We start from the raw sequence: 26,998 nt of genomic DNA on the forward strand, positions 1-26,998 counted from the left end.
CCGAAGGGGGTCACGCGTAGTGCAGCAGGAGAGCGCCATGGCCACACCGCACCACCCGCGCCGCGGCGACACGCGGCACCGCATCCAGGACGTGGCGCTGCGGCTGTTCGTCGAGCAAGGCTACGAGAAGACCTCGCTGCGGGAGATCGCCGAGCACCTGGATGTCACCAAGGCCGCGCTGTACTACCACTTCAAGACCAAGGAAGACATCCTCATCAGCATCTCGGACGACCTGACGGCGCCCGTGGACGAGCTGATCGCCTGGGCCGAGCAGCAGCCGCGCACCCTGGACACCAAGCACGAGGTGCTGCGTCGCTACCACGAGGCGCTGTGGGGCGCGGCCGACCTCTTCCGCTTCGTCCAGGAGAACCAGGCCACCGTGCGCGACCTGGCCATCGGCGAGGCGTTCAAGGCCCGGATGACGGCGGTGAACGAGCTGCTGCGCGAGCCGGACGCCACCGTCGCCGCGCAGGTGCGCACCACCACGGCGCTCTTCGCACTGCACGCGGGGACATTCGCCACGAGGAACATCGAGGGCGACCCCGAGGAGAAGCGCGCTGCTGTCCTCCAGGTCGCCCTGGACCTGGTCACGCAGGCCCACCGGGACCTGCTGCCGGGCTGAGCCGCCGCCCGGGTGGAGCGTGGTGCTTTTTCACTGCGGCGGTGGCGTTTTGCCGGCCTGCCGCTCCGGCCGCCTTCCGACGTGCCTTACGGGGTCACGCCGTGGGCGCGCAGGAAGTGCAGCGGCTCGACGGCGGAGCCGTAGTACGGCGTAGTGCGGACCTCGAAGTGCAGGTGCGGCCCGGTGGAGTTGCCGGTGGAGCCGGACAGGCCGATCTTCTCGGCGGTGTTCACGTGCTCGCCGACGTAGACGCCGATCTTCGACAGGTGACCGTACTGCGTGTACAGGTGCGCGCCGTGCTTGATCACGATGTTGTTGCCGTAGGCGCCGCCCCAGCCGGCGGTCACCACGGTGCCCTCGTGCGCGGCGCGCACGGTGGTGCCGGTGTTGACCACGAAGTCCTGGCCGGAGTGCTTGTGGATCCAGTGCGGGCCGGCCTGCGCGAAGCCCGCGCCCAGCGTGTAGCCGGTGGTGGGGGTCACCCACGAGGCGTTGGTGATCTTGGGTGCCTTCTTGGCGGCGGCCTTCTTGGCTGCCGCCTTCTTCGCTGCGGCCGTCTTGGCCGCGGCCTTCTTGGCGGCAGCCGTCTTGGCGGCGGCCTGCTCGGCTGCGGCCGCCTTCTGGCCGGCGGCCTGCTTCTGGACGGCCACGACGGCGTGGGCGGCCGAGGTACCGGCCCCGTCCGAGGCGTGTGCGCCGCCGGCGGCGAACGCCGCCGTCGAGCCCAGCGCGATGGCCGCGACCACGCCGCCGCCCACCACGGCGATCCGGCCGCGGGACAGGGTGCGGGTGCGGTTCTTCATCGTCGAGTTCTTGCGCATGGAGAAACAACCTCACTGGATGGGGGAACGACGGAGCCGGCAGCGGCCCGTCGCGAATCAGTGATAACCCGGCATTACGGACAACGACAAGAACCGCTTTTACTACCGCAGGTCGTAGTCCATACATCCCTTTTGCGCAGAATTCGGGCAACCCCCATCAGCTCTCCGCTCCCCCGGCCGTGCCCCCACTATTTCCCCTCGTACGTGGCCTGCCTCACATGACCGACCTCACCGCGACTACCGTGGAAACCCATGCGACCGGGGCTTTTCGGAGGGGGCGGGCAATGCGTACGGACGACGGAACGGCCAATGGCCAGGAGGGCGCGATCGTCGCACCCTCCGTACCACCGCCGCCGTTCACCGGCATGGAACTGGCGGACGCGGTGGAGGCGGTCCGCTCCGGCCTGATGGCGGGCGCGGCAGCGGGCGCGGATGCGGGGCTGCGCTTCGAGGTCGGCGAGATCCACATGGAGTTCACCGTCCAGCTGGAACGGGTCCGCACCGGCCGCGGCGGCGTCAAGGCCTGGGTGGTCGAGGCCGGCGGCGAGGCGAGCCGCAGCCTGGCCCGCACCCACACCGTCTCCTTCACCCTGCGCCCCCTGGACGCCGCCACCGGCCGCCCACCCCACATCACCGCCCCCGACGAACCGGCGTGACCACCGTGCCCGTCCCTCCCCGCGTCTGAGCGCGGAAAGGCCCCGGCCCCGGCGACCCTTGCGGGTGCCGGGGCCGGGGCCCTGGTGCGGAGGGGTGCGGGCTACTCCTTGGAGAGGTTGGGGCCCGCGGCCTCGACGGGCGGGGCGTCGGCCACGGTGACCTTCTCCTCGCCGCGGAAGGTGAACTTCGCCGTCTCGCCCTCGCCCTCGACGTCCACGACGACGATGTGGCCCGGGCGCAGCTCGCCGAAGAGGATCTTCTCGGAGAGCGAGTCCTCGATCTCGCGCTGGATCGTCCGGCGCAGCGGGCGGGCGCCCAGCACCGGGTCGTAGCCGCGCTTGGAGAGCAGCTCCTTGGCCTCCAGGCTGAGCTCGATGCCCATGTCCCGGTCGCGCAGCCGCTCGTCCACCGCGCTGATCATCAGGTCGACGATCTGCAGGATGTTCTCCTGGCTGAGCTGCGGGAAGACGATCACGTCGTCCACACGGTTGAGGAACTCGGGGCGGAAGTGCTGCTTCAGCTCGTCGCTGACCTTGTTCTTCATCCGCTCGTACCCGGACTTGGTGTCGCCCTGGGCGGCGAAGCCCAGGTTGAAGCCCTTGGAGATGTCCCGGGTGCCGAGGTTGGTGGTCATGATGATCACCGTGTTCTTGAAGTCCACGACCCGGCCCTGGGAGTCGGTCAGCCGGCCGTCCTCCAGGATCTGCAGCAGCGAGTTGAAGATGTCCGGGTGGGCCTTCTCGACCTCGTCGAACAGCACGACCGAGAACGGCTTGCGGCGCACCTTCTCGGTGAGCTGGCCGCCCTCCTCGTAGCCCACGTATCCGGGCGGGGAGCCGAACAGCCGCGAGACGGTGTGCTTCTCGCTGAACTCCGACATGTCGAGGGAGATCAGCGCGTCCTCGTCGCCGAAGAGGAACTCCGCGAGCGCCTTGGACAGCTCGGTCTTACCGACACCGGACGGGCCGGCGAAGATGAACGAGCCACCGGGACGCTTCGGGTCCTTCAGACCGGCCCGGGTGCGGCGGATCGCCTTGGAGAGCGCCTTGACGGCGTCCACCTGGCCGATGATCCGCTTGTGCAGCTCGTCCTCCATGTGCAGCAGCCGGGAGGACTCCTCCTCGGTGAGCTTGAAGACCGGGATGCCGGTGGCGGTGGCGAGGACCTCTGCGATCAGCTCGCCGTCGACCTCGGCGACGACGTCCATGTCGCCGGCCTTCCACTCCTTCTCCCGCTTGGCCTTGGCGGCCAGGAGCTGCTTCTCGTTGTCCCGCAGGGAGGCGGCCTTCTCGAAGTCCTGCGAGTCGATCGCGGACTCCTTCTCCCGGCGCACCTCGGCGATCTTCTCGTCGAACTCGCGCAGGTCCGGCGGCGCGGTCATCCGGCGGATGCGCATCCGCGAGCCCGCCTCGTCGATCAGGTCGATCGCCTTGTCCGGCAGGAACCGGTCGGAGATGTACCGGTCGGCCAGCGTGGCCGCCTGCACCAGGGCCTCGTCGGTGATGGAGACGCGGTGGTGCGCCTCGTACCGGTCGCGCAGGCCCTTGAGGATCTCGATAGTGTGCGGCAGCGACGGCTCCGCGACCTGGATGGGCTGGAAGCGGCGCTCCAGGGCCGCGTCCTTCTCCAGGTACTTGCGGTACTCGTCGAGCGTGGTGGCACCGATGGTCTGCAGCTCGCCGCGGGCCAGCATCGGCTTCAGGATCGAGGCCGCGTCGATCGCGCCCTCGGCGGCGCCGGCGCCGACCAGGGTGTGCAGCTCGTCGATGAACAGGATGATGTCGCCGCGGGTGCGGATCTCCTTGAGCACCTTCTTCAGGCGCTCCTCGAAGTCGCCGCGGTACCGGGAGCCGGCCACCAGGGCGCCGAGGTCGAGGGTGTAGAGCTGCTTGTCCTTCAGCGTCTCCGGCACCTCGCCCTTGACGATCGCCTGGGCCAGGCCCTCCACGACGGCGGTCTTGCCGACGCCGGGCTCGCCGATCAGCACCGGGTTGTTCTTGGTGCGGCGGGACAGCACCTGCATGACCCGCTCGATCTCCTTCTCGCGCCCGATCACCGGGTCGAGCTTGGTCTCACGAGCGGCCTGGGTCAGGTTGCGGCCGAACTGGTCCAGCACGAGCGAGGTCGAGGGCGTGCCCTCGGCCGGCCCGCCGGCCGTGGCCGACTCCTTCGAGCCCGAGTAGCCCGACAGCAGCTGGATGACCTGCTGCCGCACCCGGTTGAGGTCGGCACCCAGCTTCACCAGGACCTGGGCGGCAACGCCCTCGCCCTCGCGGATCAGGCCGAGCAGGATGTGCTCGGTGCCGATGTAGTTGTGGCCGAGCTGAAGGGCCTCGCGGAGCGAGAGCTCCAGCACCTTCTTCGCCCGGGGCGTGAAGGGGATGTGGCCGGAGGGCGCCTGCTGGCCCTGGCCGATGATCTCCTCCACCTGCTGGCGGACCGCCTCAAGAGAAATCCCGAGGCTCTCCAGGGCCTTAGCGGCGACACCCTCACCCTCGTGGATCAGGCCCAGGAGGATGTGCTCGGTGCCGATGTAGTTGTGGTTGAGCATCCGGGCTTCTTCCTGAGCCAGGACGACAACCCGCCGCGCGCGGTCGGTGAACCTCTCGAACATCGTTAATCGCTCCTCAGAGCGGTCGGGCAGTGAGGGGTCGGTCCCCTCCCTGTCCTTCCGCATGCTAGTCCCGCACAGCGGCGCCGCTCACGTATCACCCCCGCGTCCGCGAAGGAAAGCCGCGCTACCGGCTGACGTCACTCCCACAACCTCGATGGTGCGAGACGATGTTCCCGCAGGCCAGGCGAATGCCCCGTTATCCAGTACGCCCGTGGCGAACGCCCGTCCCGCCTGCTCGAACACCAGCCCTTCTCACTAGGTACTTCTTACCCTCGGTTGCCGGTAATCCACACCGCGGGCACCCCGGGGAGTGCGCTAAGGGCGAACACGGGGAACCGCCCACGAGGGGTTCCGGCGCCCGGATCGGCACAGCCGGCAGATCCGACACAGCCGCCGCCCCGGTACGGTCCGCCCGCCGGAAGGACGCGCCGCGCCCGGCGGCCCGGTCAGCGCGGCCCCGTCGGCGCGTCCCCCGGCGTAACCCGGCGGCCGCCGCCGCAGTTCTCACCGTATGGGCTGGTACGAGCACGAGCTGGGGTGGCCGGTGACCGGCGGGGCGCCCCCGGCGCTGGTCACGGGGGTGCGGTTCGACGCCCTGGACGTGCCGGCCGAGGCCGGCTTCGCCGTGCTGGGCCGCTTCCCGCGGCCGGGGCAGCTGGGGCCGGTGGCCCTGGACGGGCACCGGGTCCGGCTGCTGGTGGCGCCGGGCGCCGCCGAGGAGCTGCCGGGCCTGCTGGAATGGCTGGAGTGGGGCGGGATCGCCCTGGACCTGCTCGCCCTGGGCGCCGGCCGGAGCCTGCGCGCCCCCGCCCACCCCGAGTGGAGCCGCAGGGAGGCCGCGTACGACCGGTCGGCGCCGGTCTGGCTGCGGCCTCCTCGGCCCGGTTTCGACGTGGAGTCGACCGTGCCCGCGCTGCACGTCGCCGCCGGGACCGACGGCGCAGCGGGGCCCGTCGGTCTGGCGGCCCTGGTCGCCGCGCTGGCGACCGCCTGCCACCGGATCGCGTTGCGGACCCGCTGTCCCGATCAGCCGTGGGCCTTCTCGTACGCCTCGCGGATGCTCGCGGGGACACGGCCCCGGTCGTTCACCTCGTAGCCCTTCTCCTTGGCCCAGGCGCGGATCTTCGCCGTGTCCTGGCCCGCCGTGCTGCCGCCGCCACGGGCGGCCTTGGGGGTGCGGCCCCGTCCGGCCCGGCCGCCGGTGCGGCGGCCACTGTCCGTGTACGGGTTGAGCAGCCCGCGCAGCTTGTCGGCGTTCTCCGTCGTGAGGTCGATCTCGTACGTCACACCGTCGAGTGCGAACGTCACGGTCTCGTCCGCCTCGCCGCCGTCGAGGTCATCGACAAGAAGGACCTGAACCTTCTGTGCCACCGGCTTCCCTTTCATCGAAAACGGATTAACGGTAAAAGCAAAGCGCCTTTCACCGGAAAACACAAACCCCTTGCGCGAAGAGCCTCCCGCGAGGTAGCGCGATCCGGACATACCGGAACCCTCAGAGTTGCAGCAGCATCCGAGTGTTACCCAAGGTGTTGGGTTTCACTCGCTCCAGGTCGAGGAACTCGGCCACGCCCTCGTCCTTTGAACGCAGCAGCTCGCCGAAGACATCGCCGTCCACCGGGGTCTCGCCGATCTCCACGAAGCCGTGCCGGGCGAAGAAGTCCACTTCGAAGGTGAGGCAGAAAATACGCCTGACTCCCAGCCAGCGTGCGGTCTGCAGCAACTTGGCGAGCAGCAGGTGCCCGACGCCGGCGCCGCGCAGGTCCGGGTGCACCGCCAGCGTCCTGACCTCGGCCAGGTCCTCCCACATGACGTGCAGGGCGCCGCAGGCCACCACCTCGGCGTCCTGGTCCCGTTCGGCCACCCAGAACTCCTGGATGTCCTCATAAAGCGTCACCGTGGCCTTGTCCAGCAGGATGCCCCGGCGGGCATAGGAGTCCAGCAGGAGGCGCAGAGCGGCGACATCGCCCGTTCGGGCCCGGCGGACGGTCACGTCATTCGACATCAGGGGCATGGAGCGGACGCTATCGCCCTTCGGCATCCTCCGGGCCGGAGGGGTCCACGCTCTGGATGATGCGCAATGCGTCGCGGACGGCTTCGCGCTGTTCCGGGGACATCATGCCGAAGAAGTGGACGAGCGCCTCGGCCGGGTTGTCGCTCGCCGCCCACGCTTCGTTCATCAGTGCGGCCGAGTATGCCGCCCGCGTGGATACCGCCTCATAGCGATATGCCCGGCCTTCCGCCGAGCGTCGCAGCCACCCCTTCTGGCGGAGGTTGTCCATTACGGTCATCACAGTTGTGTACGCGATGGAACGGTCCTGTGACAGATCCTCGAGTACCTCACGAACGGTGACCGGCCGGTTCCACTCCCACACCCGGGTCATGACGGCGTCTTCGAGATCTCCCAGTGGTCGGGGCACACCGGAATACTACGGGCCTTTCGTCGTATACGGCGCAATCCCGGCGTCCGCGCGGTTCGCCGGGCGGTCCGGCCGCGCTCACGACGGCACCCCGAGCGCGGCATGCGCGCCCGGGGTGCCGGGGTCCTGCGGTGGCCGGCGGCGGCACGAGGAGGCCCGCCGGCGGGGTCAGTTGTCGGCGGCCTTGGCCTTCGCGGCGGCCTCGGCCGCGGCGAAGGCGGCGTCCACGGCCGCGTCCTCCTTGGCCTTGTTGGCCCCGCCCTGGTTCTTGACGATGGTCACGATCAGCAAGGTGAAGAGCACCGCCATCACCAGCGGCGGCACGATAGCGGAGACGTAGTCCATGCCGTCCAGACTAGCCACCGCGTTTCCGGCTACGCCGAGCGGGCCTCGTCGGGGCGGCGGCGCCGGTGGGGCGGCCAGATCTCGGCGGGCGTGGGGGTGCGCCGGCCGGGCTGCTCGGGCTGCTCGGGCCGGCGCCCCGGCTCGGCGGGCTCGGGCTGCCCCGGGCCGCCGGGACGCGGCGGCGCGGGCTTGGCGGGGCCGGGCTTGGGCCGGTCGGCGGGACGGTCGGAGGGCTTGTCCGCGGGCCGGTCGGCGGGACGGTCGGACGGCTTGTCCGCGGGCTTGGCGCCCGGCTTGGGGCGCGGCGTCCCGGCGGGTTCCTCGCCGGGCTTGCCCGCGGCGGCGGGTCCCAGGGGCAGGGCCAGCAGGCGGCGGTCGCTACGCATGTGGGCCTCCAGACGCTGTCGTACGTCGATCTCGGCGAGGGTCTCGCAGCGGCGCAGCAGGGCGGTGCGGCGCAGGTACTCGGGGCCGCCGCAGGGCAGGGCGCGCAGCCTGCGCAGGGCGGCGAGGTCGTCCGGACCGGGGACGTGGCCGGCCGCGACGGCGGCCGTCAGCCGCTCCAGGTAGCCGCTCGCGGCCCCCGGCAGCGCCCGCCGGTAGCGGGCCAGTTCCGCGTGCTCGAAGGCGCGCATCCGCCCGGCCTCCCGTACGGCGTCCTCCAGCGCGTCCGCGAGGCGCAGCCGGGCGAGGTGCTCCAGTACGCCGGGGTCGTCGCCGGCAGCGCGCGGTGCGACCAGGGTGGCGGGCGCGCCGGTCCCGCGGCCCGGGTTCAGCACCTCCGCGAGCGCGTGCCGCAGCACCCGCACCTCGTCGGCGCTGAACGCCATTCCCCCTCGGCTTCCGTGTGGCGTTGGCATGAGGGGGACATTAACCACTAACCGGACAAATTCGCGGCATCCGCCGCCCACCGGGCGTGTGCGGCCGGCTTGTACGGGGCGGCTCCCCGCCGCGGGGGTTCCCCGCGTCCCCGCCTGCCGGCCCGCCCTGGCCGGGCGCGCACTTCCCCGCGCCCCTTTCGGGTTCCCATCTGCCCCACCCCCGCCACTTCCGACCACAGGCCGTGGCCTCTTCCTGCGGCTGCCGCCGCGAGGGTCCGGTCCCCTTACGTTGCCGGGTTCCGCGGGCGCGGTGCGAGTGCGGCTCCCCACCGCGGGGGTTCCCCGCGTCCCCGCCTCCAGGCCGGCTCTGGCTGGTCGCGCAGTTCCCCGCGCCCCTTTCGGGTTCCCATCTGCCCCACCCCCGCCGCTCCCGACCACAGGCCGGTGGCCTGCTGAGCGCGCAGTTCCCCGCGCCCCCAAGAACGGCACCCCATCTGCCCAACGGAGGATGTACACCCGCCGCAAGGACAGTGGTCTCTTCCCGCGCAGTTCCCCGCGCCCCTGGGTTGTACGGGCCTCGCCGTTCGCGCGAAGGGCGAGGTTCTTCAGGGGCGCTGGGGGTACCTCCCAGGCGGAGCTCTGGGGGAGGAACTGCGCGACCAGCCAGGCACCGAGGCGCGGACGGGGACGCGCCGAAGCCCCTACGGCGGGACGCCGTTCTTGGGGGCGCTGGGGGGTACCCCAGCGCCCCTGGGTTGTACAGCCTCGCCGTTCGAGCGAAGGGCGAGGTTTTTCAGGGGCGCGGGGAACTGCGCGACCAGCCCATGGCGGGCTGCAGGCGGCAGCGGCGGGGGGCCGTTACCCGGAGCTCGCCGCAGGCGGGACGTTGCGTTCGTAGACGAGGCGGAGCCCGATCAGCGTGAGCCAGGGCTCGTGCGCGTCGATCAGGGACGCCTCGCCGAGGACGAGCGGGGCGAGGCCCCCCGTGGCGATCACCGTGACGTCGTCGGGGTCGTCGGCGAGCTCGCGGGCCATCCGCTCGGCGATACCGTCGGCCTGGCCGGCGAACCCGTAGAGGATGCCCGACTGCATCGCCTCGATCGTGTTCTTGCCGATGACGCTGCGCGGCCGGGCCAGCTCGATCTTGCGCAGCTGGGCGCCGCGCATGCCGAGCGCGTCCACCGAGATCTCGATGCCGGGTGCGATGGCGCCGCCGACGTACTCCCCGCGCGCGGTCACCGCGTCGAACGTCGTGGCCGTGCCGAAGTCGACCACGATGCACGGCCCGCCGTAGAGGTGGACGGCGGCGAGCGAGTTGATGATCCGGTCGGAGCCGACCTCCTTGGGGTGGTCCACCAGGATCGGCACGCCCGTCTTCACCCCGGGCTCGACGAGGATCGACGGCACGTCCCCGTAGTAGCGCCGGGTCACCTCGCGCATCTCGTGCAGCACCGAGGGCACCGTGGAGCAGATGGAGATGCCGTCGATGCCGTCGCCGAGGTCGCCCAGCAGCGGGTGCATGCCCATCAGGCCCTGCAGCAGCACCGCCAGCTCGTCGGCGGTCCGCCGCGGGTCGGTGGAGATCCGCCAGTGCTCCACGATCTCCTCGCCGTCGAAGAGCCCGAGCACCGTGTGGGTGTTGCCGACGTCGATGGTGAGCAGCATCCGCCTCTACGCTTCCGCTCGCAGGTCGAGGCCGATGTCCAGGATCGGGGCGGAGTGCGTCAGCGCGCCGACGGCCAGGAAGTTGACGCCGGTCTCCGCGTAGGCGCGGGCGTTGGCGAGGGTGAGCCGGCCGGAGGACTCCAGGAAGGCGCGGCCGCCGACGATGGCGACCGCCTCGGCCGTCTCGGCCGGGGTGAAGTTGTCCAGCAGGATCAGGTCGGCGCCCGCCTCCAGCACCTCGCGGACCTGGTGCAGGGTGTCGACCTCGACCTCGATGGGCACGTCCGGGAACTCCTGGCGGACCAGGGTGAACGCCTCGGCGACGCCGCCGGCGGCCACCACGTGGTTGTCCTTGACCAGGGCGGCGTCCGACAGGGACATGCGGTGGTTGGTGCCGCCGCCGCAGCGCACGGCGTACTTCTCCAGGGCGCGCAGCCCCGGCGTGGTCTTGCGGGTGTCGCGGACCTTGGTGTTGGTGCCCTCCAGGGCGTCGGCCCAGGCACGGGTGGCGGTCGCGATGCCCGACAGCCGGCACAGCAGGTTGAGCGCGCTGCGCTCGGCGGTGAGCAGGTCGCGGGTGCGAGTGCGCACGGTGAGCAGCTTCTGCCCGGCGGCCACCCGGTCGCCGTCCTCGACGTGCCGCTCGACCTCGAACTCGTCGGTGCACACCACCGACAGCACCGCCTCGGCGACCCGCAGCCCGGCCACCGTGCCGGCCTCGCGCGCGGTGAAGTCGCCGGTGGAGAAGGCGTCCTCGGGCACGGTGGCCACCGTGGTGACGTCCACGCCCTGGTCGAGGTCCTCCTCGATGGCCATGTGGGCGATGTCCTCGACCTGTACGGGGTCCAGGCCGGCCTCGACGATCAGGGCCGCGAGGGCGGGGTCGAGGCCGCACTCCAGGGGGTCCAGCTCGTAGGCGCCGTGCGCGTCGCCGCAGCCGCAGCCGTCGCCGCAGCCCCCGGCGGACACGGCGGGCGGGCCGAGGGTCGGCAGCGGCAGGGAGACGGGCCCGGGGCCCGGGCGGTCGGCGGGGGTGGTCACGAGAACTCCTTGGGCTGCGGAACGGGCTGCGCGGCGGGGGCGCCGCCGGCGTCGGGGGCTGCGGCCCCGGCGGGTGCGGCGGCCCCATCATCCCCGATGCCGGGGGCGCCCGTGACCGCGGCCGCCGCGGGGCCCTGGCGGGTGGCCGGGAAGCCCGGGCCGGGGGTGCCGGTGATGTCCAGGGTGCCCTGCGGGGTCAGGCGGACCACGAGGTGGCGCTGCCAGGCGGCGTCGTCGCGCTCGGGGCGGTCCTCGCGCCAGTGGCAGCCGCGGGTCTCCTCGCGGCGGCGGGCCGCGGCCACCAGCACCTGGGCGACCAGGGCGAGGTTGGTGGCCTCCCAGGTCTCCACGCAGGGCTCGGCGGTCTTGCCGTCGCGGTCGCGGGCCTCGGCCGCGGCGGTCCGCAGCCGCTCCAGGGCGCCGGCGGCCGCGGCCAGGCTGTCGGCGCTGCGCAGCACGCCGGCGCCGGCGCTCATGATCTGCTGGATCTCGTAGCGGGCCTCGGAGGCGAGCAGCGGCCCGGCGGCGCCGGCCGGCGGGACGGGGGCGCCGGGCGCCCCGGCCGTGCCTGCCGTACCGCCCGCGGTCTCGCGTCCGGCCAGGATGTCGGCGGCGATCCGCTCGGCGAAGACCAGGCCCTCCAGCAGGGAGTTGGAGGCGAGCCGGTTGGCGCCGTGGACGCCGGTGCAGGCGACCTCGCCGCAGGCGTACAGGCCCGGGACGGTGGTGCGGCCGTGCAGGTCGGTGCGCACACCGCCGGAGGCGTAGTGGGCGGCGGGGGCGACCGGGATGGGCTCGGTGACCGGGTCGATGCCGTGGGCGCGGCAGGCGGCCAGGATCGTCGGGAAGCGCTCCTGCCACATCCGCGCCCCGAAGTGCCGGGCGTCGAGGTTCATGTGGGCGGCGCCGGTCTCCTGCATGCGGCGCATGATGCCCTTGGCGACGATGTCGCGCGGGGCCAGCTCGGCCAGCTCGTGCTGCCCGACCATGAAGCGCACCCCGTCGCCGTCCACCAGGTGGGCGCCCTCGCCGCGCACAGCCTCCGACACCAGGGGCTGCTGGCCCTCGGCCTCGGGTCCGAGCCACAGCACGGTGGGGTGGAACTGGACGAACTCCAGGTCGCTGACCTCGGCGCCGGCCCGCAGCGCGAGGGCGACACCGTCGCCGGTGGAGACCGCGGGGTTGGTGGTGGCGGAGAAGACCTGGCCCATGCCGCCGGTGGCGAGCACCACCGCGCGGGCCCGTACCGCGCCGACGCCGTCGCGGGCGCCCTCGCCCATGACGTGCAGGGTGACGCCCGCGGTGCGGCCGTCGGCGTCGGTGAGCAGGTCGAGCACGAGGGCGTTCTCGACGAACGCGATGCCGGCCTCGCGGACCGCCTGGATCAGCGCGCGGGAGATCTCGGCGCCGGTGGCGTCGCCGCCGGCGTGCGCGATGCGGCGCCGGTGGTGGCCGCCCTCGCGGGTGAGCAGGATCTCGCCGGCCGTGTCGGTGTCGAACCGGGCGCCGGTGGCGATCAGCCGGCGCACCGCGTCGGGGCCCTCGGTGACGAGCAGGCGTACCGCGTCCTCGTCGCACACCCCGGCGCCGGCCACCAGGGTGTCGGCCAGGTGCTGCTCGGGGGTGTCGCCGGCGCCGAGCGCGGCCGCGATGCCGCCCTGGGCCCAGCGGGTGGAGCCGTCGTCCAGGTGTGCCTTGGTGACGACGGTGACCTTGGCGCCGCCGGCCGCGCAGCGCAGGGCGGCGGTGAGGCCGGCCACGCCGGAGCCGACGACGACGACGTCCGCGTCGATCGCCCAGCCGGGCGCGGCGGCGTGCAGGCGTATGCCGGTGGCGGTCATGCGGGGGCTCCGAACTCCAGGGGGATGTTGTCGATCAGCCGGGTGGTGCCCACCTTCGCGGCGACCGCGAGCACCGCGGGACCGGTGTGGTCCGGGGCGGCCTCGGTGAAGTCGGCGGGGTCGATGAGCGCCACGTAGTCCAGCACCACGGGGGGCTCCATCGCCGCGGCGCGGTCGAGGACGGCGTGGGCGGCCAGGAGGGCGGCCTGCGGGCCGCGGGGCGCCGCCTCGCGGCCGGCGAACAGGGCGCGCGACAGCTCGCGGGCGCTGACCCGTTCGGCCTCGCTGAGGTAGCGGTTGCGGCTGGACCGGGCGACGCCGTCGCCCTCCCGTACGGTCGGCACGCCGACGATCTCGACGGGGAAGTTCAGGTCGGTGGCCATGCGGCGGACGATCGCGAGCTGCTGGGCGTCCTTCTCGCCGAAGAACGCGCTGTCCGGCCGCGTGAGGTGCAGCAGCTTGGCGACGACGGTGAGCACGCCGTCGAAGTGGCCGGGGCGGGAGGCGCCCTCGTACCGCTCCCCCATCGGCCCGGCCGAGATCCGCACCTGCGGCTGCCCGCCGGGGTAGACCTCGGCGGCGTCGGGGGCGAACACGACGTCCGCTCCGGCCTGCTCGGCGAGCTTGACGTCGGCGTCCAGGGTGCGCGGGTAGCGGTCCAGGTCCTCGTTCGGGCCGAACTGCAGCGGGTTGACGAAGACCGTCACGGTGACCCGGCCGTCGCCGGCCCGGGCGCGGGCGGCGCGGATCAGGGCGGCGTGGCCCTCGTGGAGCGCGCCCATGGTCATGACCACGGCCGCGGCGGGGGCGAGGTCGCGGGCGTGGTGCACCAGTTCGGTCATCGGGTCCCCTCGTCGGCGAGGGCGCCCAGCAGCGCCTCCGCGTATTCGGCCTTGAGCAGTCCGGCCGCCAGCGCCCGGTCGGCGGTGGCACGGGCCATGGCGATGTAGGAGGCGGCGTTCTCGGGCGCGTGGGCCCGCAGTTCGGCCAGGTGGGCGGCGACGGTGCCGGCGTCGCCGCGGGCGACCGGGCCGGTCAGGGCGGCGTCGCCTGAGCGCAGCGCGTTGTCCAGGGCGGCGCCCAGCAGCGGGCCGAGCATCCGGCCGGGCTCGGCGACGCCGGCCTGCCGCAGCAGGTCCATGGCCTGCGCGACCAGGGTGACCAGGTGGTTGGCGCCGATCGCCAGGGCCGCGTGGTAGAGCGGGCGGTTCGCCTCCTCGATCCACTCCGGCTCGCCGCCCATCTCGATCACCAGTGCCTCGGCGGCGGTGCGCAACTCGGCGGGCGCGGTGACGCCGAAGCAGCAGCCGGCCAGCCGCTGGACGTCCACGGGCGTGCCGGTGAAGGTCATCGCCGGGTGCAGGGCCAGCGGGAGCGCGCCCGCGCGCAGGGCGGGGTCGAGCACGGCGGCGCCGAAGCGGCCGGAGGTGTGCACCAGGAGCTGGCCGGGGCGTACGGCGCCGGTCTCGGCGAGGCCCGCGACCAGGTCGGGCAGGGCGTCGTCGGGCACGGTGAGCAGCACCAGGTCGGCCCGCTCGAGCACCGCGGCGGGCTCGACCAGCGGCACCCCGGGCAGCAGGGCCTCGGCCCGCCGCCGGGAGGCGTCGGACACCCCCGACACGGCCACCGGCCGGTGCCCGGCCAGGGCGAGCGAGGCGGCCAGCGCGGGCCCCACCCGGCCGGCGCCGACGACTCCCACGGACAGCCTCGCCGGCTTCTCGTCCACGCCCACCACGCCTCCCGCTCGGGACCCTTCTCGTCAATCGTACGCGAACTCACCGCGGACGGCCCCGCCGTGGCGGCGTGACCCGCCGCACGTATGTCCCGCCCGGGAGGGGCGCGGCCGGGCGGTCGTCCCGGGGGCCGGCGCGGCGGCGCCGGGTGCGAGGATCGGCGGCATGACGAGGGATGACAGCGACGACGAGGTGAAGGCGGCCAAGGCGCGGCGGACCGCCGCCGTGCGGGCGTGCGGGCGGGTGCTGACCGGCGCGCCGGGGCCGACGCTTGGCGGCCTGGTGGAGCAGCTCGCGCGGGACGCGGCGGACGCGGGGGTGGACCTGGAGGGGCGCCCGGACACCTACGGGGACGGGGTGGTCGAGGAGTTGGAGACGCGGGTGGCCGGCCTGCTCGGCACCGCCGGAGCGGCCTTCTTCCCCACCGGCACCATGGCCCAGCAGGTCTCCTTGCGGATCTGGGCCGCCCGCACCGGCAGCGACACGGTGGCGCTGCACCCGATGGCCCACCCCGAGGTGCACGAGCGCGGCGCGCTGTCCGTGCTCGGCGGGCTGCGCACGGTGCACCCGGTGAAGGCGCCCCGGCAGCCCACGGCCGGCGACGTACGGGACGTGGCGGAGCCGTTCGGGACCTTGATGCTCGAACTGCCGCTGCGCGACGCCGGTTTCCTGCTGCCCTCCTGGGAGGAGCTGCGGGAGGTGGTGGCCGCGGCGAGGGAGCGGGACGCCGTGGTGCACTTCGACGGGGCCCGGCTGTGGGAGTGCACCCCGCACTTCGGCCGCGCCCTGAGCGAGATCGCCGACCTCGCCGACAGCGTCTACGTGAGCTTCTACAAGTCGCTGAACGGAATATCGGGCGCTGCGCTCGCCGGCCCGGCGGACTTCGTCGTCGAGGCCAAGGCGTGGCGGCACCGCTACGGCGGCATGCTCTACCGCCAGTTCCCCACCGTGCTCGCGGCGCTGGCCGGGCTGAACCGCGAACTGCCGCGTCTGCCTTCCTATGTGGCGCACGCGAAGACGGTGGCCAGGGCGTTGCGCGAGGGGCTGGCCGAGGCGGGGGTGCCGCTGGCGCGGGTGCATCCGCAGGAGCCGCACACCCACCAGTTCCAGCTGTGGCTGGCCGTTGCGGCGAAGGATCTGGACGCCGCCGCCCTGGAGCAGGCCGAGCAGACGGGCACCAGCCTCTTCGGGGCGGCCTCCTTCTGGGAGCCGGGCCTGCCGGGGCTGTCGATGACGGAGATCACCGTGGCGGGCCCGGCACTGGAGTGGACCGAGGCGGACATCCGCGCCGCGGCGGCCGACTTCGCCGGCCGGCTGGCGCTCTGAGCGCCCGGGCCGCCGCCCGCAGCGCCTCAACTGCCGCCGGGCGGGGGCGACGTGGCAGGAGCCGGGTCGGCCTCCGCCCGGCCGGGGCGACGCGAACGGACCGGAGCCGGCCCCCGCCTGCCGGCTGTGAGGGGGCGAGCGGGGGGCCAACCCCGGTGCGCCGGGCGCCCGTGGGCCCTCAGACCCGCAGCAGCAGCTTGCCCGTGGTCGTGCGGGACTCCATCAGGCGGTGCGCCTCGGCGGCGTCCTCCAGGGCGAACTCCGCGCTCACCGGCAGCTCCACGACGCCCTCGGCGAAGGCGTGGAAGGCGCGGCCGGCGATCTCGCGCAGCCGCTCCGGGGCGTCGGCGGCCAGGGCGAGGATGGAGAAGCCGCCGACGGATATCCCCATCGGGGTGCAGTCGTTGCGGCTGATCTGCCACTCGTCGAGCCCCGCATTGCCGTAGGAGACCAGGCGGCCGAAGCGGGCGAGCACCGCGAGGGTGCGGTGGAAGGTCTCGCCGCTGACCGGGTCGAGGGCGAGGTCCACGCCGCGGCCGTCGGTCGCCGCCTTGACATCGGTGTCGAATGTGTCGGCGGTGAACACCCGGTCGTAGCCGGACTTCAGGGCGTGCTCGGACTTGTCCAGGTCGGAGACCACCCCGTAGACGGCGGCCGCGCCCCCGGAGCGGGCCAACTGCCCCGCCACCGTGCCGACTCCGCCGGCCGCGCTGTGGATCAGCACGACATCGCCCTCGCGCACCCGGCCCACCTCGTGCAGCAGCCCCCAGGCGGTGGGCAGCACGATCGGCAGGGTGGCGCCGGTGCGCAGGTCCACCCCGGGCGGCAGCACGAAGGCGGTGCTCGCGCGCACCCGGGCCACCTCGCTGTAGCCGCCGTCGGTGACGAAGGCGGCGACCTCCTGGCCGGGGGCGAACCCCGTCACGCCGGGGCCGGTCGCGCGCACCGTCCCCGACACCTCGACGCCGGGCCGGAAGGGCAGCCCCGGCACCCGGTAGCCGGCCGAACGGGCCAGGGTGTCCACGAAGTTGACGCCGATCCAGGCCACATCGACGGTCAACTCGCCCGGTCCGGGCTCGGGTTCGGGCAGCGCGGCCAGCGTGAGGACCTCAGGTCCGCCGAACTCCTCGATGACGATGGCGCGCATGCGATGCGTCCCCCTGCTTCCGTGCCTGGTGCGGTCGTTGGTGCGTGTGGTGCGGGATCCACCCCGTGGGGCGTGGTGAAACGTGCGTACCACGTATCTGCGCGTGCACGTGGTCGCACTGCATTGTTCCCCGAAAACCCTTGCGTATCGCGCAGTTGACGACCGTCGCACCCGCCCCGGCCGGCCCGTGGCCGCCCCGCGGCGGATCGGCGCGCCCCGCGGTGGGACGGGTGCGGCCGTGCGGCAGGACAGACGAGATTACGCCGGGCGGCCGCCGCCCGCCCGCACCAGCCCGGATTCGTAGGCCAGCACCACCGCCTGCACCCGGTCGCGCAGCCCGAGCTTGGTGAGGATGCGGCCGACATGGGTCTTGACGGTGGCCTCGGAGAGCACCAGCTTGTGAGCGATCTCACCATTGGACAGCCCCTGGGCGACCAGCAGCAGCACCTCGCGCTCGCGTTCAGTGAGCCGGGTCAGCTCGGCGTGGCCGGGGGTGTCGTCGCCGCTCGGCAGCATCGGCGTGAAGCGGTCAAGCAGCCGCCGGGTGGTGCTGGGGGCGACCACCGCGTCGCCGCTGTGGACGGCGCGGATCGCCGCCAGCAGCTCGTCGGGCGGCACGTCCTTGAGCATGAAGCCGCTGGCGCCGGCCTTCAGCGCGGCGAACGCGTACTCGTCCAGGTCGAAGGTGGTCAGGATGAGCACGCGGGTGCCCTCGCCGTCCCGCCCGCCGCCCTCGCCCGCGCAGATCCGGCGGGTGGCCTCCACACCGTCCATCCGCGGCATGCGCACGTCCATGAGCACCACGTCGACCCGGGTGTGCCGCAGCACCTCCAGCGCCTCGATCCCGTCGCCCGCCTCGGCGACGACCTCCATGTCGGGCTGCGCGGCCAGCACCATCCGGAAGCCGGTGCGCAGCAGCACCTGGTCGTCGACGAGCATGATGCGGATCGCCATCGGTTCGGGGTTCCCTTCGTGGGGCGGGTGCGGGGGTCTGGGAGGGCCGTACGGTGCCCGGCGGGGGCCGGGGAGCTGCCGGGGACCCACCGGGCTCAGCCGGAGGCGCGCAGGGGCAGCACGGCGCTGATCCGGAAGCCGCCGCCCGGGCGCGGGCCGGCGTCCAGGGTGCCGCCGACCATGCCGATCCGCTCGCGCATGCCGATCAGGCCCTGCCCGAGCCCGTCCGGGCCGCCCTGCGCGTACAGCTCCCGGCTGGCGCCGCGGCCGTCGTCCTCGATCAGCAGGTCGAGGGCGGAGTCGCCGAAGCCGAGGGTGACGCTGGCGCTGGCCCCGTCCCCGCCGTGCTTGCGGACGTTGGTCAGCGCCTCCTGGACGATGCGGTACGCGGTCAGCTCGACGCCGCTGGACAGCGGCCGGGCCCGGCCCGCGACCTCGAAGCGCACCGGGAGCCCGGCGCCGCGCACCTGCTCGATGAGGTCGGCGAGCTGGTCGACGCCGGGCTGCGGCACGTACTCGCCGCCGGCGTCGTCGCCGGCCCGCAGCAGGCCGAGCAGCCGGCGCATCTCGGCGAGCGCCTGGCGGCCGGTGGTGGAGATGGTGTCCAGGGCCTGCTTGGCCTGGTCGGGGGCTGCGTCCAGCACGTAGGCGGCGCCGTCGGCCTGGACGACCATCACGGAGACGTTGTGGGCCACGACGTCGTGCAGCTCGCGGGCGATCCGGGCCCGCTCGGCGGCGACCGCGGCCTTCGACTGGGCCTCGCGCTCGCGGTGCAGGCGGGCGGCCCGCTCCTCCAGCTCGGCGTAGTACGCCCGGCGGGTGCGCAGCCGGTCGCCGACGACCCAGGACAGGGCGAAGATCACGGCGAGGAAGAAGGTCTGGAGCAGGGTGGTCCAGACCGTGGCGTACTCGTCCCGCGGCGGCCAGCGGAGCGCCGCCAGCGGGGCGGCGAGCAGGCCCGCGGCCAGGGCGAGCCGCGAGGACCAGCGGCGGCCGCTGGAGGCGCAGGTGTAGATGATCGCGAGGAACGCGGCGTCGCCGGGGTTGGTGCGCACACCGGTGACCAGCTGGAGCAGGCCGACGCCGATGGCCAGCAGCAGCATGCGCTCGGGCGCGCGGCGGCGCAGCGCCACCACGACGGCGAGGGCGCCGGACAGGGGCACCGCGGCGATCCGCTCGGTGTCGGCGATGTCGGGGTCCGCGACGATCCACGCGAGGCACGCCGCCACCAGGACGACGGCCCAGAAGCTGTCGACCCACGTCGGGTGTCGGCGGAAGAAGTCGTAGACGCGCTGCACATAACCCAGCGTAGGGACGCTGACGCGTCCCGGGGTCACCCCCCAGAGCGATCCCCCCTACTCCCCAAGTCGCACGTCCCCATCGAGCCGAAGGGGGGCGAGTACCAGGGGCGCTGCGGGCACCACCCGGGGCGGGGAGGAGGGCGGGGAGCCCGCCCGCAGCCGGCGTCAGCCGGCGCGGCGGTGGTTGGGGCGGGCGGCCGAGCGGGACCGCTTCTCGACGTACATGCGCTGGTCCGCCGAGTGGAGGACCTCTTCCGCGGTCATGCCGCACCCGGCCCAGCCGATGCCGAAGGACGCCCCGACGCGTACCGCGCGGCCGTCCACCCGGATGGGCGGGATGATCGCGTTGCGCAGCCGGACCGTAAGGTCCGCCGCGTCCGCGGGAGCGAGCCCGTCGGCGAGGACGACGAACTCGTCGCCGCCGAGCCTGGCAACGGTGTCACCGTCGCGGACCGCACTCGTCAGCCGCCGGGCCACCTCGATCAGGACGGCGTCCCCGGTGTGGTGCCCGAACCTGTCGTTGATCGACTTGAAGCCGTCCAGGTCGCAGAAGAGGACCGCCAGGCCCTTGCCGCTCTCCTCGTCGTGCTCGTCGGGCGCGACGGTGTGGACGTGGGCGCGGGAGTCGAGCCCGGTCAGCGGCGCGGCCAGCTCCTCGGGCCCGTAGCCGTAGCTGAAGGCGAACTCGTCGGGGCCCATGAGCTCGCCGGCGGTCGCCGGCTCGCGCTCCTGCGGCCGCGCGCACAGCCGCGAGGAGAGCCGGGCCCGCAGCTCGGCGCTGTTGGGCAGCCCGGTGAGCGAGTCGTGGCTGGCCCGGTGGGCGAGCGCCAGCTCCCGGCTCTTGCGCTCCTCGATGTCCTCGACGTGGGTGAGCAGGAAGCGCGGCCCGTCCGCGGTGTCGGCGACCACGGAGTTGCGCAGCGAGACCCACACGTAGCTGCCGTCGCGGCGGGCCAGGCGCAGCTCGGCCCGGCCGCCCTCGGCGGAGGTGCGCAGCAGCAGCCCGACGTCCTCGGGGTGCACCAGGTCGGAGAAGGAGTAGCGGCGCATCGTCGACGCCGAGCGGCCCAGCAGCCGGCACAGCGCGTCGTTGGCCCGCAGCAGCTTGCCGTGCTGGTCCCCGCCCATCTCGGCGATGGCCATGCCGCTGGGCGCGTACTCGAAGGCCTGCCGGAAGCTCTCCTCGCTGGCCCGCAGCGCCTGCTGGTCGCGTTCCAGGCGGACCAGGGCGCGCTGCATGTTGGCCCGCAGCCGGGCGTTGCTGATCGCGATGCCGGCCTGGAAGGCGTACGTCTGCAGGGCCTCGCAGCCCCAGGGGCCCGGGTGGCGGCCGCTGGAGGGGCGGTCGACGGATATGACGCCGATCAGCTCGCTGCCGACCGTCTGGGAGGCGTACATGGGCGCGTAGAGCCGGTCGCCGGGGTGCCATTCGTCGGCGAACCGCGGCAGCGGGCCCTCGGTGTGCCACTGCGGCACGTCGTCGTCGATCAGCACCCAGCCCTCGGTGTGCGGGATGAACCGCAGGGCGCCCCACTGCTCGCCCATGGCGAGCCGGCGCTCCCAGGAGGTGCGCGAGCCGACCCGGCCGGCCAGCAGCGCCTCGCCGGCCGCGCTGCCGGCGAACGCGGCCACGACCAGGTCGCCGTCGGGCCGCACCAGGTTGACCGCCGCGAGCTCGTACCCCAGGCCGCGCACCACCCCGTCGGCGACGGCCTGGAGCGTGTCGGCCAGGCTGCGGGCGCTGTTCAGGTCGGCGACGACCTGGTGCAGCTGGCGCAGGGTCGCAAGGCGGACGTACGGCTCGGACTCGGTGTCCATGTCGCTCAAGGTCGCTCACGCCCTCCCCACGTGCTCGGCGGCCGGCCGGCCGGTGGTCGGTCCGGCCGGTGCTGTACCCGGTGCTGGTTCTCGTCGCCCCGGTGGTTCTCGGTGCTGGTTCGCGGTTGTGCTCGGGCTTCCGGCCGCCGTAGCGACCGCGTTGTAATTCACAGTCTTCCAACTACAACGCAACTGAATCACAGCGAGCTGTGCAGCCGGTACACAGGGTCAACAATTCCTGCCTCTTGTGACTCAAGTCACACGCCCGCACGTGCAGTTGGGCACGGTACGTACGGACCGCGGCCCCCGGCGCGGCTAGGGCGTGTCTGACAAATAGCGGCGTCCGCCCGTGAGGGCGGGGTCGGCGGGGTCTGGCGCGTGCGATCGCAAGGCGGAGGGTGGGGGTACCTCCCGGGCCGCAAGGCCCAGGGGGAGAGAGCGCAGCGGGCTGCGCCGACGACCGACAACGTAGCGAGCGTGCGTGCCAGACCCCGCCGACCAGGCGGGATTTGTCAGACCCGGCCTAGGTCGCGCGGGGGTTCGCGGATGGGACGGAAGGACGATGCGGCCGGTTCCTACCGGGCCGTAACGTTGGGGAACGTGCTTCAGCCCTCAACCGGACGGCATCCTGGGACCACCATGGGTGAGACCGTCCACTCCGATGACTTCCGCGCCGCCATGGCCCGCCTCGCCGCGGGTGTCGTCCTGCTCACCGCGCACGACCCGGAGGACGGGCCGCGCGGGGAGGACGTCGGCATGACGGCCACCGCATTCATGTCCGTCTCGCTGGAGCCGCCGCTGGTGCTGGCGAGCGTCCGGCTGGGCTCGCGGATGGACGAGCTGCTGGAGCGGCAGCCGCGCTGGGCCGTCTCCGTGCTCAGCGAGAGCCAGCGGCACATCGCCGGCCGGTTCGCCATGCGCGGCCGGATCAGCGACCGCCTGCTCTTCGAGGACGTGTCCTACTACCGCGGCGAGGCGTCCGGCGCCCCGATCCTGGGCGGCGCCCTGGCGATACTCGAGTGCGAGACGCAGCAGCGGGTGGTCGCCGGCGACCACGCCCTGCTGATAGGGCGGGTGCTGACCGCCCGCACCCCGAGCGCGGACGGCGGCCCGCTGACGTACTTCCGCGGCCGCTACCGCTATCTGGGCTGACAGAAGCGAGCGGACCGAGCGGCGCGGAGCCGGGCCGGAGCGGCCCCGGGCCCCCGTGCGCACCCGCGGCCCCTCCGCGGCCCGCAACGGTGCCCAGGGCCCCTTGTCCCGGCGCGTCAGTCCCACCGCGAGGTGCGGCCGCGCTTGACCTCGCCGCGCTGCTTCTTGGTCCGCAGCCGCCGCTCGTTGATCCCGCGGGGTATCCGGGTGGGGCGGCGGGCCTTGGGCGGGGGCGCGGTGGCCTCGGCGAGCAGGGAACTCAGGCGAGCGGCGGCCGTCTCGCGGTTCCGCCACTGGGAGCGGTGCTCGGAGGCCCGTACGGCGAGCACCCCGCCGGTCAGCCGGCCGGCCAGCCGCTCCAGCGCGCGCTGCTTCCACACCTCGGGCAGCGCCTCGGTGGCCGCGAGGTCGAACCGCAGCTCCACCTGGCTGTCCGAGGTGTTCACGTGCTGGCCGCCCGGCCCCGAGGACCGGGAGAACCGCCACTGCAGCTCGGCCTCCGGCACGAAGACCGTCCCTCGCACATGCACGCTGCCGCCCGTCCCACCCATACCCCCATGATCCCGCCCGGCCACCCACCCGTCACGGGGATTTCCGGGGCGGGACGGAACCGTACGAACCCCTCTTCGCGTACAGAGGGATGACGGTAGTTTCGTCCGTGACACCTACGAGCACCTAAGGGGACTTCCCATGGCGGTAAGCCTGACCAAGGGCGGCAACGTCTCGCTGACGAAGGAGGCGCCCGGCCTGACGGCGGTCACCGTCGGCCTGGGCTGGGACGTGCGCACCACCACCGGCACGGACTTCGACCTCGACGCGAGCGCCATCGCCGTGAACGCGACGGGCAAGGTCTACTCGGACGGCCACTTCGTCTTCTTCAACAACAAGCAGAGCCCGGACCAGACGATCGTCCACACCGGCGACAACCGCACCGGCGAGGGCGAGGGCGACGACGAGCAGATCAACGTCAACCTGGCCGCCCTGCCCGCCGATGTCGACAAGATCGTCTTCCCCGTCTCGATCTACGACGCGGAGTCCCGCAGCCAGAACTTCGGCCAGGTGCGCAACGCCTACATCCGCATCGTCAACCAGGCCGGCGGCGCCGAGATCGCCCGCTACGACCTGAGCGAGGACGCGGCCACCGAGACCGCCATGGTCTTCGGCGAGCTGTACCGCAACGGGGCGGAGTGGAAGTTCCGCGCCGTCGGCCAGGGCTACGCCTCCGGCCTGGTCGGCATCGCCACCGACTTCGGCGTCTCCCTCTGAATCTCTCCGGACCCCTCCGGACCCTTCCGGGCTCCGCTGGTCGCCTCTGGACCCTTCCGGACCCGGCAGCGCTCGCAGCAGCCCGCAGCAGCCCACGGCCGGCCCCCGCACGTCAGGGGGCCGGCCGCACGCGTGCCCGGGCCCGGCGCAACCCGGGGGCGGCCGGCCCGCGACAGGCCCTAACCTGGGCACGGTGATGACGCTCGACCCCCTCACCGCCGCCCCCGACGACGCGCTGCTCGCCGAGATCACCGGCGTCTACGCCTCGAACCCCGACTTCCACCGGATCAGCGGCGACTTCCCCGATCCGCACGACGTCCGGCCCGAGCAGGTGGCGGCGAGCCTGAACGCCGAACTCGTCCAGCCCACCGCCGAGTTCCTGCTGGCCCGCGAGGACGGCGTGCTGGTCGGTGTCGCGGCGACGCTCGGCGAGCACCCGGACCCGATCGACCCCTACCCCTGGCTCGGCCTGCTGCTCGTGCACGGCGACCACCGGCGGCAGGGCCACGGCCGGCGGATCGTCGCGCTGGTCGAGGAGCGCTTCCGCGCCGCCGGCCGCGACGGGCTGCGGCTGGCCGTCCTGGACGGCAACACCGCCGCCCTCGCCTTCTGGCGGGCCCAGGGCTACCGGGTGATCGACCACCGCCCGGACCGGCAGCAGTTCCGCCCGTGCAGCGTCTTCCACAAGGAGCTGTGAGCAGCCGGTGATCGACCTCGGCTACGCCCTGTCCCGCCGCTTCCCCGACCCGCCGCAGACGCAGTACGCGAGCGCCGACGTCCACGCCCTGCGGCACGACCTGTTCAGCGGCGACGTCTACCTCGCCGAGGGCGAGCGGGAGTTGTCCACAGCCTGGGGATGGGTGCCCGTCCTGGACTTCGCCTGGGCGCTGTGCGACGTCGTGGAGGCGCTGGACCGCGACCCGCTGGGGGCCAGGGCGGCCCGGCCGCAGCGGGCCGAGCTGGACTTCACCGAGTCGGCCGACCGGCTGCGCTTCACCCGCCGGTTCGGGCACGTGGACATCACCGCGGACTGGCTGCCGGACGAGCCCCCGCTCACCGTCCGCCACGCCGATCTGCGGCGCGAGGCGCGCGACTTCCTGCACGACCTGACGGCCGACCTCACCGACATGCACGACGGCCTGGGCGACAACCCCGCGCTGTGGACCCTGCTGGCCCGCTTCCCGCGGGTGTGAGACGACTGTTCGCTCACAGCGAACAGGCGCGGCGGCGGCAGCGGGAACCGAAGCGGACCGCCCTTCTTGGGAACTCCTTTACGCTTCGCACGAGTTCTCATGCCGTACCGCACCACCCGTACGACCGGCCGTCGCGGCCCCGTACCCAAGACCGTCGAGGAGAGACCGCCATGGCCCTGTGGGACCGGTTCAAGGAATCCGCCCAGACCATGCAGACGCAGCTCAACGCGAAGAAGAACGACCTGAAGAGCGGCGCCTTCCGCGACGCGAGCATGGCGATGTGCGCGCTGGTGGCCGCGGCCGACGGCTCGGTGGACCCCTCCGAGCGGCAGCGCGTGGCCTCCCTGATCGCGACCAACGAGGTGCTGCAGAACTTCCAGGCCGACGACCTGCAGCGCCGGTTCAACGACTACGTCAACAAGCTCACCGCCGACTTCGCCTTCGGCAAGGTCTCGGTGCTGCAGGAGATCGGCAAGGTGCAGAAGAAGCCGGGCGAGGCGCGGGCCGTGATCCAGATCGGCATCGTCATCGGCGGCGCGGACGGCGACTTCGACAAGACCGAGCAGGGCGTGGTGCGCGAGGCGTGCTTCGCGGTGGGCATCGACCCGTCGGAGTTCGATCTCTGAGCCCTTCGATGAGGGCTGGATGAGCGCTGGGCCCTGAACGAGCTGCGGCCGGGGCCCGGACGAGCCGCGGGCATCCGCGTGGGAGTGGGGCCGCCCGCTCCCACGCAGTGGACGCGCAGGGACGGGCGGCCCTTTCACTCGGAGGGCCTTCGGGCCGGTCGGCCCCCCGATCGCCGTCGAGAGTCCCCCCCTTGGCAGACCGGGCGAGCAGACCGGTCGTACCCTCGACGGCTGGGTCCGCCACGGCCATACGGGGTTGCCGTGCGCGGACAGGACACCCCTTCCGGTGTCCGGCGGGACTTCGCGGGCGGGGAGTCGCCCGGCGAAGTGCCGTGACAGATTGATATCCGATCAACCCGCGGCGCTACCACCGGCTTTCGCCGGTCCCCTCCGTCTGGCAGGCCGCACAATGCCCCCGCCACCTGCGAGTTCGTCATCGCGGAAGCCGCGTTGTCCAAAAAGCGACACAGGCCAACATGGACAGAGCGCCGGCCCAGCCCCTTCGGGCGGCGGTTGCCCGGCACGTGGAACTCGGCCGCGGGTGCGGGGAGGTCGGGGTTCTCGGCGCGGCCGGCACGGACGGTGCGGGAGGAGCGTCCGGCACGGGCGGCACGTGCAGTACGGACAGAGCCCTCGCGCGTTCTGCCGGGCCGTCCCGCCCTCTCCGGCGCTGCTGGGCGCCCGGCCGCCGCTCACCCGACCGTGACGACGAGCTTGCCGCCCTTGGGGGTGCGGTCGCGCTCCAGCTCCGTGAGCGCGGCGATCGCCTGATCGAGCGGCACCGTGCGGGCGACCGGCAGCCGGAGTGTCCCCTCCGCCGCCGCCCGCGCGACCGCGGCGAGGTCCGCGGGCGAGGGTTTCCCGACCAGCACCCGGAACGGCCCGGGCAGGGCGCTGCGCAGCAACTTCGCCGGCGTGGGGTTGATGTCGATGATCCGGCCGCCGGGCTTCAGCAGGGCCCGAGCGGTGGCGATCGGCAGCGTGCCGGCGGTGTCGAAGACGACGTCGAACCGCCCGGCGAGTTCGGCCGCGTCGACGTCGAATCCGACGACCGGGCCGATGCCGAGGTCGCGTGCTTCCTGGGCGGCGCTGCCGCGGCAACTGCCGCCCACGGAGGCGCCGTAGGCCATCGCGAGCTGTGCGGCGCAGCGGCCGACCCCGCCGAGGCAGCCGTGGACGAAGACGGCCTGCCCGGCACGCACCTTGCTCGTGCCGGCCATGGCCTGGAAGGCGGTGAGCCCGACCACGGGGAGCGCGGCGGCCTCCTCCCAGGAGAGGTTCGCCGGCTTCTCCACAACCCCGTTCTCCGCCACGACGGCCACTTCGGCGAACGCCCCCGCCGCCTTCAGGCCCGCCCCGCCGAGCACGTCGTCGCCGACACCGAGCCGGGTGACGCCGGGGCCGACCGCGGTCACGACGCCGGCGAGGTCGTGGCCGAGGCCGCGCGGGAACTTCCGGCCGGTCAGGACCTTCATCTCGCCGCTGCGGATCTTCCAGTCCATCGGGTTCGCGGCCGCCGCCTTCACCCGGACCTGGATCTCGCCGGGGCCGGGCCGCGGCAGCTCGTAGTCCTCCAGCCGCAGCACCTCGGGACCGCCGTACCGGTGGTACTGGACGCGCTTCACCGTCGTCATGGTG

General features: G+C 73.4%; 26 protein-coding genes and 1 pseudogene. 9 read left to right on the top strand and 18 right to left on the bottom strand.

Features of this window, described 5'->3' with window-relative positions:
• Nucleotides 1–37: 37 nt before the first annotated feature.
• Entirely contained in the window at nucleotides 38–622 is a 585-nt protein-coding gene (locus BLR33_RS33005; protein WP_093788496.1) for a TetR/AcrR family transcriptional regulator, read from the top strand.
• An 86-nt stretch (nucleotides 623–708) separates the two neighbouring features.
• On the opposite strand, the gene BLR33_RS33010 is transcribed toward BLR33_RS33005, so the two are convergent.
• Complete coding sequence (locus tag BLR33_RS33010; RefSeq protein ID WP_176930737.1) at nucleotides 709–1,443, bottom strand: M23 family metallopeptidase; 735 nt, start codon at nucleotides 1,441–1,443, stop codon at nucleotides 709–711.
• A gap of 284 nt (nucleotides 1,444–1,727) precedes the next feature.
• Here BLR33_RS33010 and BLR33_RS33015 point away from each other — a divergent pair, with 284 nt between their 5' ends.
• The gene (locus tag BLR33_RS33015) at nucleotides 1,728–2,099 is read left to right on the top strand and encodes a trypco2 family protein (RefSeq protein WP_245771835.1); all 372 of its coding nucleotides are present in this window, start codon (nucleotides 1,728–1,730) and stop codon (nucleotides 2,097–2,099) included.
• A 101-nt stretch (nucleotides 2,100–2,200) separates the two neighbouring features.
• Here BLR33_RS33015 and BLR33_RS33020 read toward each other — a convergent pair whose 3' ends face one another.
• Nucleotides 2,201–4,714, bottom strand: coding sequence for an ATP-dependent Clp protease ATP-binding subunit (locus tag BLR33_RS33020; protein WP_093788498.1), 2,514 nt, complete (start codon nucleotides 4,712–4,714; stop codon nucleotides 2,201–2,203).
• 511 nt (nucleotides 4,715–5,225) lie between these two features.
• On the opposite strand from BLR33_RS33020, the gene BLR33_RS33030 reads away from it, so the two are divergent.
• Nucleotides 5,226–5,810, top strand: coding sequence for an SCO3374 family protein (locus BLR33_RS33030; protein ID WP_093788500.1), 585 nt, complete (start codon nucleotides 5,226–5,228; stop codon nucleotides 5,808–5,810).
• On the opposite strand, the gene BLR33_RS33035 is transcribed toward BLR33_RS33030, so the two are convergent.
• From BLR33_RS33035 to BLR33_RS33075, 10 genes and pseudogenes are all read right to left on the bottom strand, one after another.
• Complete coding sequence (locus BLR33_RS33035) at nucleotides 5,741–6,085, bottom strand: histone-like nucleoid-structuring protein Lsr2 (protein ID WP_093788502.1); 345 nt, start codon at nucleotides 6,083–6,085, stop codon at nucleotides 5,741–5,743. The two genes, BLR33_RS33030 and BLR33_RS33035, sit on opposite strands and share 70 nt — an antisense overlap.
• 121 nt (nucleotides 6,086–6,206) lie before the next feature.
• Nucleotides 6,207–6,725 (bottom strand): amino-acid N-acetyltransferase, encoded by a 519-nt coding sequence (locus BLR33_RS33040; protein ID WP_176930739.1) that lies wholly within the window; start codon nucleotides 6,723–6,725, stop codon nucleotides 6,207–6,209.
• A gap of 10 nt (nucleotides 6,726–6,735) precedes the next feature.
• A complete protein-coding gene (locus tag BLR33_RS33045; protein ID WP_093788506.1) occupies nucleotides 6,736–7,131 on the bottom strand; it encodes a BlaI/MecI/CopY family transcriptional regulator in 396 nt (131 codons plus the stop codon).
• 168 nt (nucleotides 7,132–7,299) lie between these two features.
• Nucleotides 7,300–7,494 carry a hypothetical protein gene (locus BLR33_RS34890; RefSeq protein WP_143031804.1) on the bottom strand — a complete coding sequence of 65 codons (195 nt, stop codon included), beginning with the start codon at nucleotides 7,492–7,494 and terminating at the stop codon, nucleotides 7,300–7,302.
• 11 nt (nucleotides 7,495–7,505) lie between these two features.
• On the bottom strand, nucleotides 7,506–8,306 hold the full coding sequence (locus BLR33_RS33050; protein ID WP_093788508.1) for a hypothetical protein: 801 nt from the start codon (nucleotides 8,304–8,306) through the stop codon (nucleotides 7,506–7,508).
• Between the two features lie 849 nt (nucleotides 8,307–9,155).
• Nucleotides 9,156–9,962, bottom strand: coding sequence for a type III pantothenate kinase (locus BLR33_RS33055; RefSeq protein ID WP_093788512.1), 807 nt, complete (start codon nucleotides 9,960–9,962; stop codon nucleotides 9,156–9,158).
• Between the two features lie 6 nt (nucleotides 9,963–9,968).
• The gene (gene nadC / locus BLR33_RS33060) at nucleotides 9,969–11,003 is read right to left on the bottom strand and encodes a carboxylating nicotinate-nucleotide diphosphorylase (protein ID WP_093788514.1); all 1,035 of its coding nucleotides are present in this window, start codon (nucleotides 11,001–11,003) and stop codon (nucleotides 9,969–9,971) included.
• A gap of 134 nt (nucleotides 11,004–11,137) precedes the next feature.
• Nucleotides 11,138–12,844: pseudogene (locus BLR33_RS33065) on the bottom strand (L-aspartate oxidase); the annotation flags it as partial.
• Entirely contained in the window at nucleotides 12,841–13,686 is an 846-nt protein-coding gene (gene panC / locus BLR33_RS33070) for a pantoate--beta-alanine ligase (protein ID WP_093788518.1), read from the bottom strand. The gene panC and the pseudogene BLR33_RS33065, both read right to left, overlap by 4 nt.
• Nucleotides 13,683–14,570, bottom strand: coding sequence for a Rossmann-like and DUF2520 domain-containing protein (locus BLR33_RS33075; protein WP_245771836.1), 888 nt, complete (start codon nucleotides 14,568–14,570; stop codon nucleotides 13,683–13,685). The genes panC and BLR33_RS33075 overlap by 4 nt, the downstream gene beginning before the upstream one ends.
• Before the next feature lie 172 nt (nucleotides 14,571–14,742).
• Here BLR33_RS33075 and BLR33_RS33080 point away from each other — a divergent pair, with 172 nt between their 5' ends.
• Nucleotides 14,743–15,903, top strand: a complete 1,161-nt coding sequence (locus BLR33_RS33080; protein WP_093788522.1) for a threonine aldolase family protein — start codon at nucleotides 14,743–14,745, stop codon at nucleotides 15,901–15,903.
• A 178-nt stretch (nucleotides 15,904–16,081) separates the two neighbouring features.
• On the opposite strand, the gene BLR33_RS33085 is transcribed toward BLR33_RS33080, so the two are convergent.
• The 4 genes from BLR33_RS33085 to cdgB form a co-directional block, all read right to left on the bottom strand.
• Complete coding sequence (locus BLR33_RS33085) at nucleotides 16,082–17,050, bottom strand: quinone oxidoreductase family protein (protein WP_093788524.1); 969 nt, start codon at nucleotides 17,048–17,050, stop codon at nucleotides 16,082–16,084.
• 258 nt (nucleotides 17,051–17,308) lie between these two features.
• Nucleotides 17,309–18,004 (bottom strand): response regulator, encoded by a 696-nt coding sequence (locus BLR33_RS33090; RefSeq protein ID WP_093788526.1) that lies wholly within the window; start codon nucleotides 18,002–18,004, stop codon nucleotides 17,309–17,311.
• A 95-nt stretch (nucleotides 18,005–18,099) separates the two neighbouring features.
• Nucleotides 18,100–19,302, bottom strand: a complete 1,203-nt coding sequence (locus BLR33_RS33095; protein WP_093788528.1) for a sensor histidine kinase — start codon at nucleotides 19,300–19,302, stop codon at nucleotides 18,100–18,102.
• Nucleotides 19,303–19,470: 168 nt separating this feature from the next.
• Nucleotides 19,471–21,123 carry a diguanylate cyclase CdgB gene (gene cdgB / locus BLR33_RS33100; RefSeq protein WP_093788530.1) on the bottom strand — a complete coding sequence of 551 codons (1,653 nt, stop codon included), beginning with the start codon at nucleotides 21,121–21,123 and terminating at the stop codon, nucleotides 19,471–19,473.
• A 639-nt stretch (nucleotides 21,124–21,762) separates the two neighbouring features.
• Here cdgB and BLR33_RS33105 point away from each other — a divergent pair.
• Nucleotides 21,763–22,275, top strand: a complete 513-nt coding sequence (locus BLR33_RS33105; protein ID WP_093788532.1) for a flavin reductase family protein — start codon at nucleotides 21,763–21,765, stop codon at nucleotides 22,273–22,275.
• Between the two features lie 116 nt (nucleotides 22,276–22,391).
• On the opposite strand, the gene arfB is transcribed toward BLR33_RS33105, so the two are convergent.
• The gene (arfB, locus tag BLR33_RS33110; RefSeq protein ID WP_093788534.1) at nucleotides 22,392–22,826 is read right to left on the bottom strand and encodes an alternative ribosome rescue aminoacyl-tRNA hydrolase ArfB; all 435 of its coding nucleotides are present in this window, start codon (nucleotides 22,824–22,826) and stop codon (nucleotides 22,392–22,394) included.
• A 139-nt stretch (nucleotides 22,827–22,965) separates the two neighbouring features.
• On the opposite strand from arfB, the gene BLR33_RS33115 reads away from it, so the two are divergent.
• The 4 genes from BLR33_RS33115 (at nucleotide 22,966) to BLR33_RS33130 (ending at nucleotide 25,360) form a co-directional block, all read left to right on the top strand.
• On the top strand, nucleotides 22,966–23,541 hold the full coding sequence (locus BLR33_RS33115) for a TerD family protein (RefSeq protein ID WP_093788536.1): 576 nt from the start codon (nucleotides 22,966–22,968) through the stop codon (nucleotides 23,539–23,541).
• A 196-nt stretch (nucleotides 23,542–23,737) separates the two neighbouring features.
• The gene (locus tag BLR33_RS33120; RefSeq protein ID WP_093788538.1) at nucleotides 23,738–24,238 is read left to right on the top strand and encodes a GNAT family N-acetyltransferase; all 501 of its coding nucleotides are present in this window, start codon (nucleotides 23,738–23,740) and stop codon (nucleotides 24,236–24,238) included.
• 7 nt (nucleotides 24,239–24,245) lie between these two features.
• On the top strand, nucleotides 24,246–24,734 hold the full coding sequence (locus BLR33_RS33125) for a hypothetical protein (protein WP_093788540.1): 489 nt from the start codon (nucleotides 24,246–24,248) through the stop codon (nucleotides 24,732–24,734).
• Between the two features lie 170 nt (nucleotides 24,735–24,904).
• Entirely contained in the window at nucleotides 24,905–25,360 is a 456-nt protein-coding gene (locus tag BLR33_RS33130; RefSeq protein ID WP_093788542.1) for a tellurite resistance TerB family protein, read from the top strand.
• 692 nt (nucleotides 25,361–26,052) lie between these two features.
• On the opposite strand, the gene BLR33_RS33135 is transcribed toward BLR33_RS33130, so the two are convergent.
• Complete coding sequence (locus tag BLR33_RS33135; RefSeq protein WP_093788572.1) at nucleotides 26,053–26,994, bottom strand: NADP-dependent oxidoreductase; 942 nt, start codon at nucleotides 26,992–26,994, stop codon at nucleotides 26,053–26,055.
• Nucleotides 26,995–26,998 lie beyond the last annotated feature (4 nt).

The sequence above is a fragment of the Actinacidiphila guanduensis genome, assembly GCF_900103985.1.
Taxonomy (GTDB): domain Bacteria; phylum Actinomycetota; class Actinomycetes; order Streptomycetales; family Streptomycetaceae; genus Actinacidiphila; species Actinacidiphila guanduensis.

What these genes read in the sequence shown, in the direction of transcription:
- BLR33_RS33005 (WP_093788496.1), top strand. Translation starts at nt 38, where the DNA reads ATGGCCACACCGCACCACCCGCGCCGCGGCGACACGCGGCACCGCATC.
- BLR33_RS33010 (WP_176930737.1), bottom strand. Translation starts at nt 1,443, where the DNA reads ATGCGCAAGAACTCGACGATGAAGAACCGCACCCGCACCCTGTCCCGC.
- BLR33_RS33015 (WP_245771835.1), top strand. Translation starts at nt 1,728, where the DNA reads ATGCGTACGGACGACGGAACGGCCAATGGCCAGGAGGGCGCGATCGTC.
- BLR33_RS33020 (WP_093788498.1), bottom strand. Translation starts at nt 4,714, where the DNA reads ATGTTCGAGAGGTTCACCGACCGCGCGCGGCGGGTTGTCGTCCTGGCT.
- BLR33_RS33030 (WP_093788500.1), top strand. Translation starts at nt 5,226, where the DNA reads ATGGGCTGGTACGAGCACGAGCTGGGGTGGCCGGTGACCGGCGGGGCG.
- BLR33_RS33040 (WP_176930739.1), bottom strand. Translation starts at nt 6,725, where the DNA reads ATGCCCCTGATGTCGAATGACGTGACCGTCCGCCGGGCCCGAACGGGC.
- BLR33_RS33050 (WP_093788508.1), bottom strand. Translation starts at nt 8,306, where the DNA reads ATGGCGTTCAGCGCCGACGAGGTGCGGGTGCTGCGGCACGCGCTCGCG.
- BLR33_RS33055 (WP_093788512.1), bottom strand. Translation starts at nt 9,962, where the DNA reads ATGCTGCTCACCATCGACGTCGGCAACACCCACACGGTGCTCGGGCTC.
- panC (WP_093788518.1), bottom strand. Translation starts at nt 13,686, where the DNA reads ATGACCGAACTGGTGCACCACGCCCGCGACCTCGCCCCCGCCGCGGCC.
- BLR33_RS33080 (WP_093788522.1), top strand. Translation starts at nt 14,743, where the DNA reads ATGACGAGGGATGACAGCGACGACGAGGTGAAGGCGGCCAAGGCGCGG.
- BLR33_RS33085 (WP_093788524.1), bottom strand. Translation starts at nt 17,050, where the DNA reads ATGCGCGCCATCGTCATCGAGGAGTTCGGCGGACCTGAGGTCCTCACG.
- BLR33_RS33090 (WP_093788526.1), bottom strand. Translation starts at nt 18,004, where the DNA reads ATGGCGATCCGCATCATGCTCGTCGACGACCAGGTGCTGCTGCGCACC.
- cdgB (WP_093788530.1), bottom strand. Translation starts at nt 21,123, where the DNA reads ATGGACACCGAGTCCGAGCCGTACGTCCGCCTTGCGACCCTGCGCCAG.
- BLR33_RS33105 (WP_093788532.1), top strand. Translation starts at nt 21,763, where the DNA reads ATGGGTGAGACCGTCCACTCCGATGACTTCCGCGCCGCCATGGCCCGC.
- arfB (WP_093788534.1), bottom strand. Translation starts at nt 22,826, where the DNA reads ATGGGTGGGACGGGCGGCAGCGTGCATGTGCGAGGGACGGTCTTCGTG.
- BLR33_RS33115 (WP_093788536.1), top strand. Translation starts at nt 22,966, where the DNA reads ATGGCGGTAAGCCTGACCAAGGGCGGCAACGTCTCGCTGACGAAGGAG.
- BLR33_RS33120 (WP_093788538.1), top strand. Translation starts at nt 23,738, where the DNA reads ATGACGCTCGACCCCCTCACCGCCGCCCCCGACGACGCGCTGCTCGCC.
- BLR33_RS33130 (WP_093788542.1), top strand. Translation starts at nt 24,905, where the DNA reads ATGGCCCTGTGGGACCGGTTCAAGGAATCCGCCCAGACCATGCAGACG.
- BLR33_RS33135 (WP_093788572.1), bottom strand. Translation starts at nt 26,994, where the DNA reads ATGACGACGGTGAAGCGCGTCCAGTACCACCGGTACGGCGGTCCCGAG.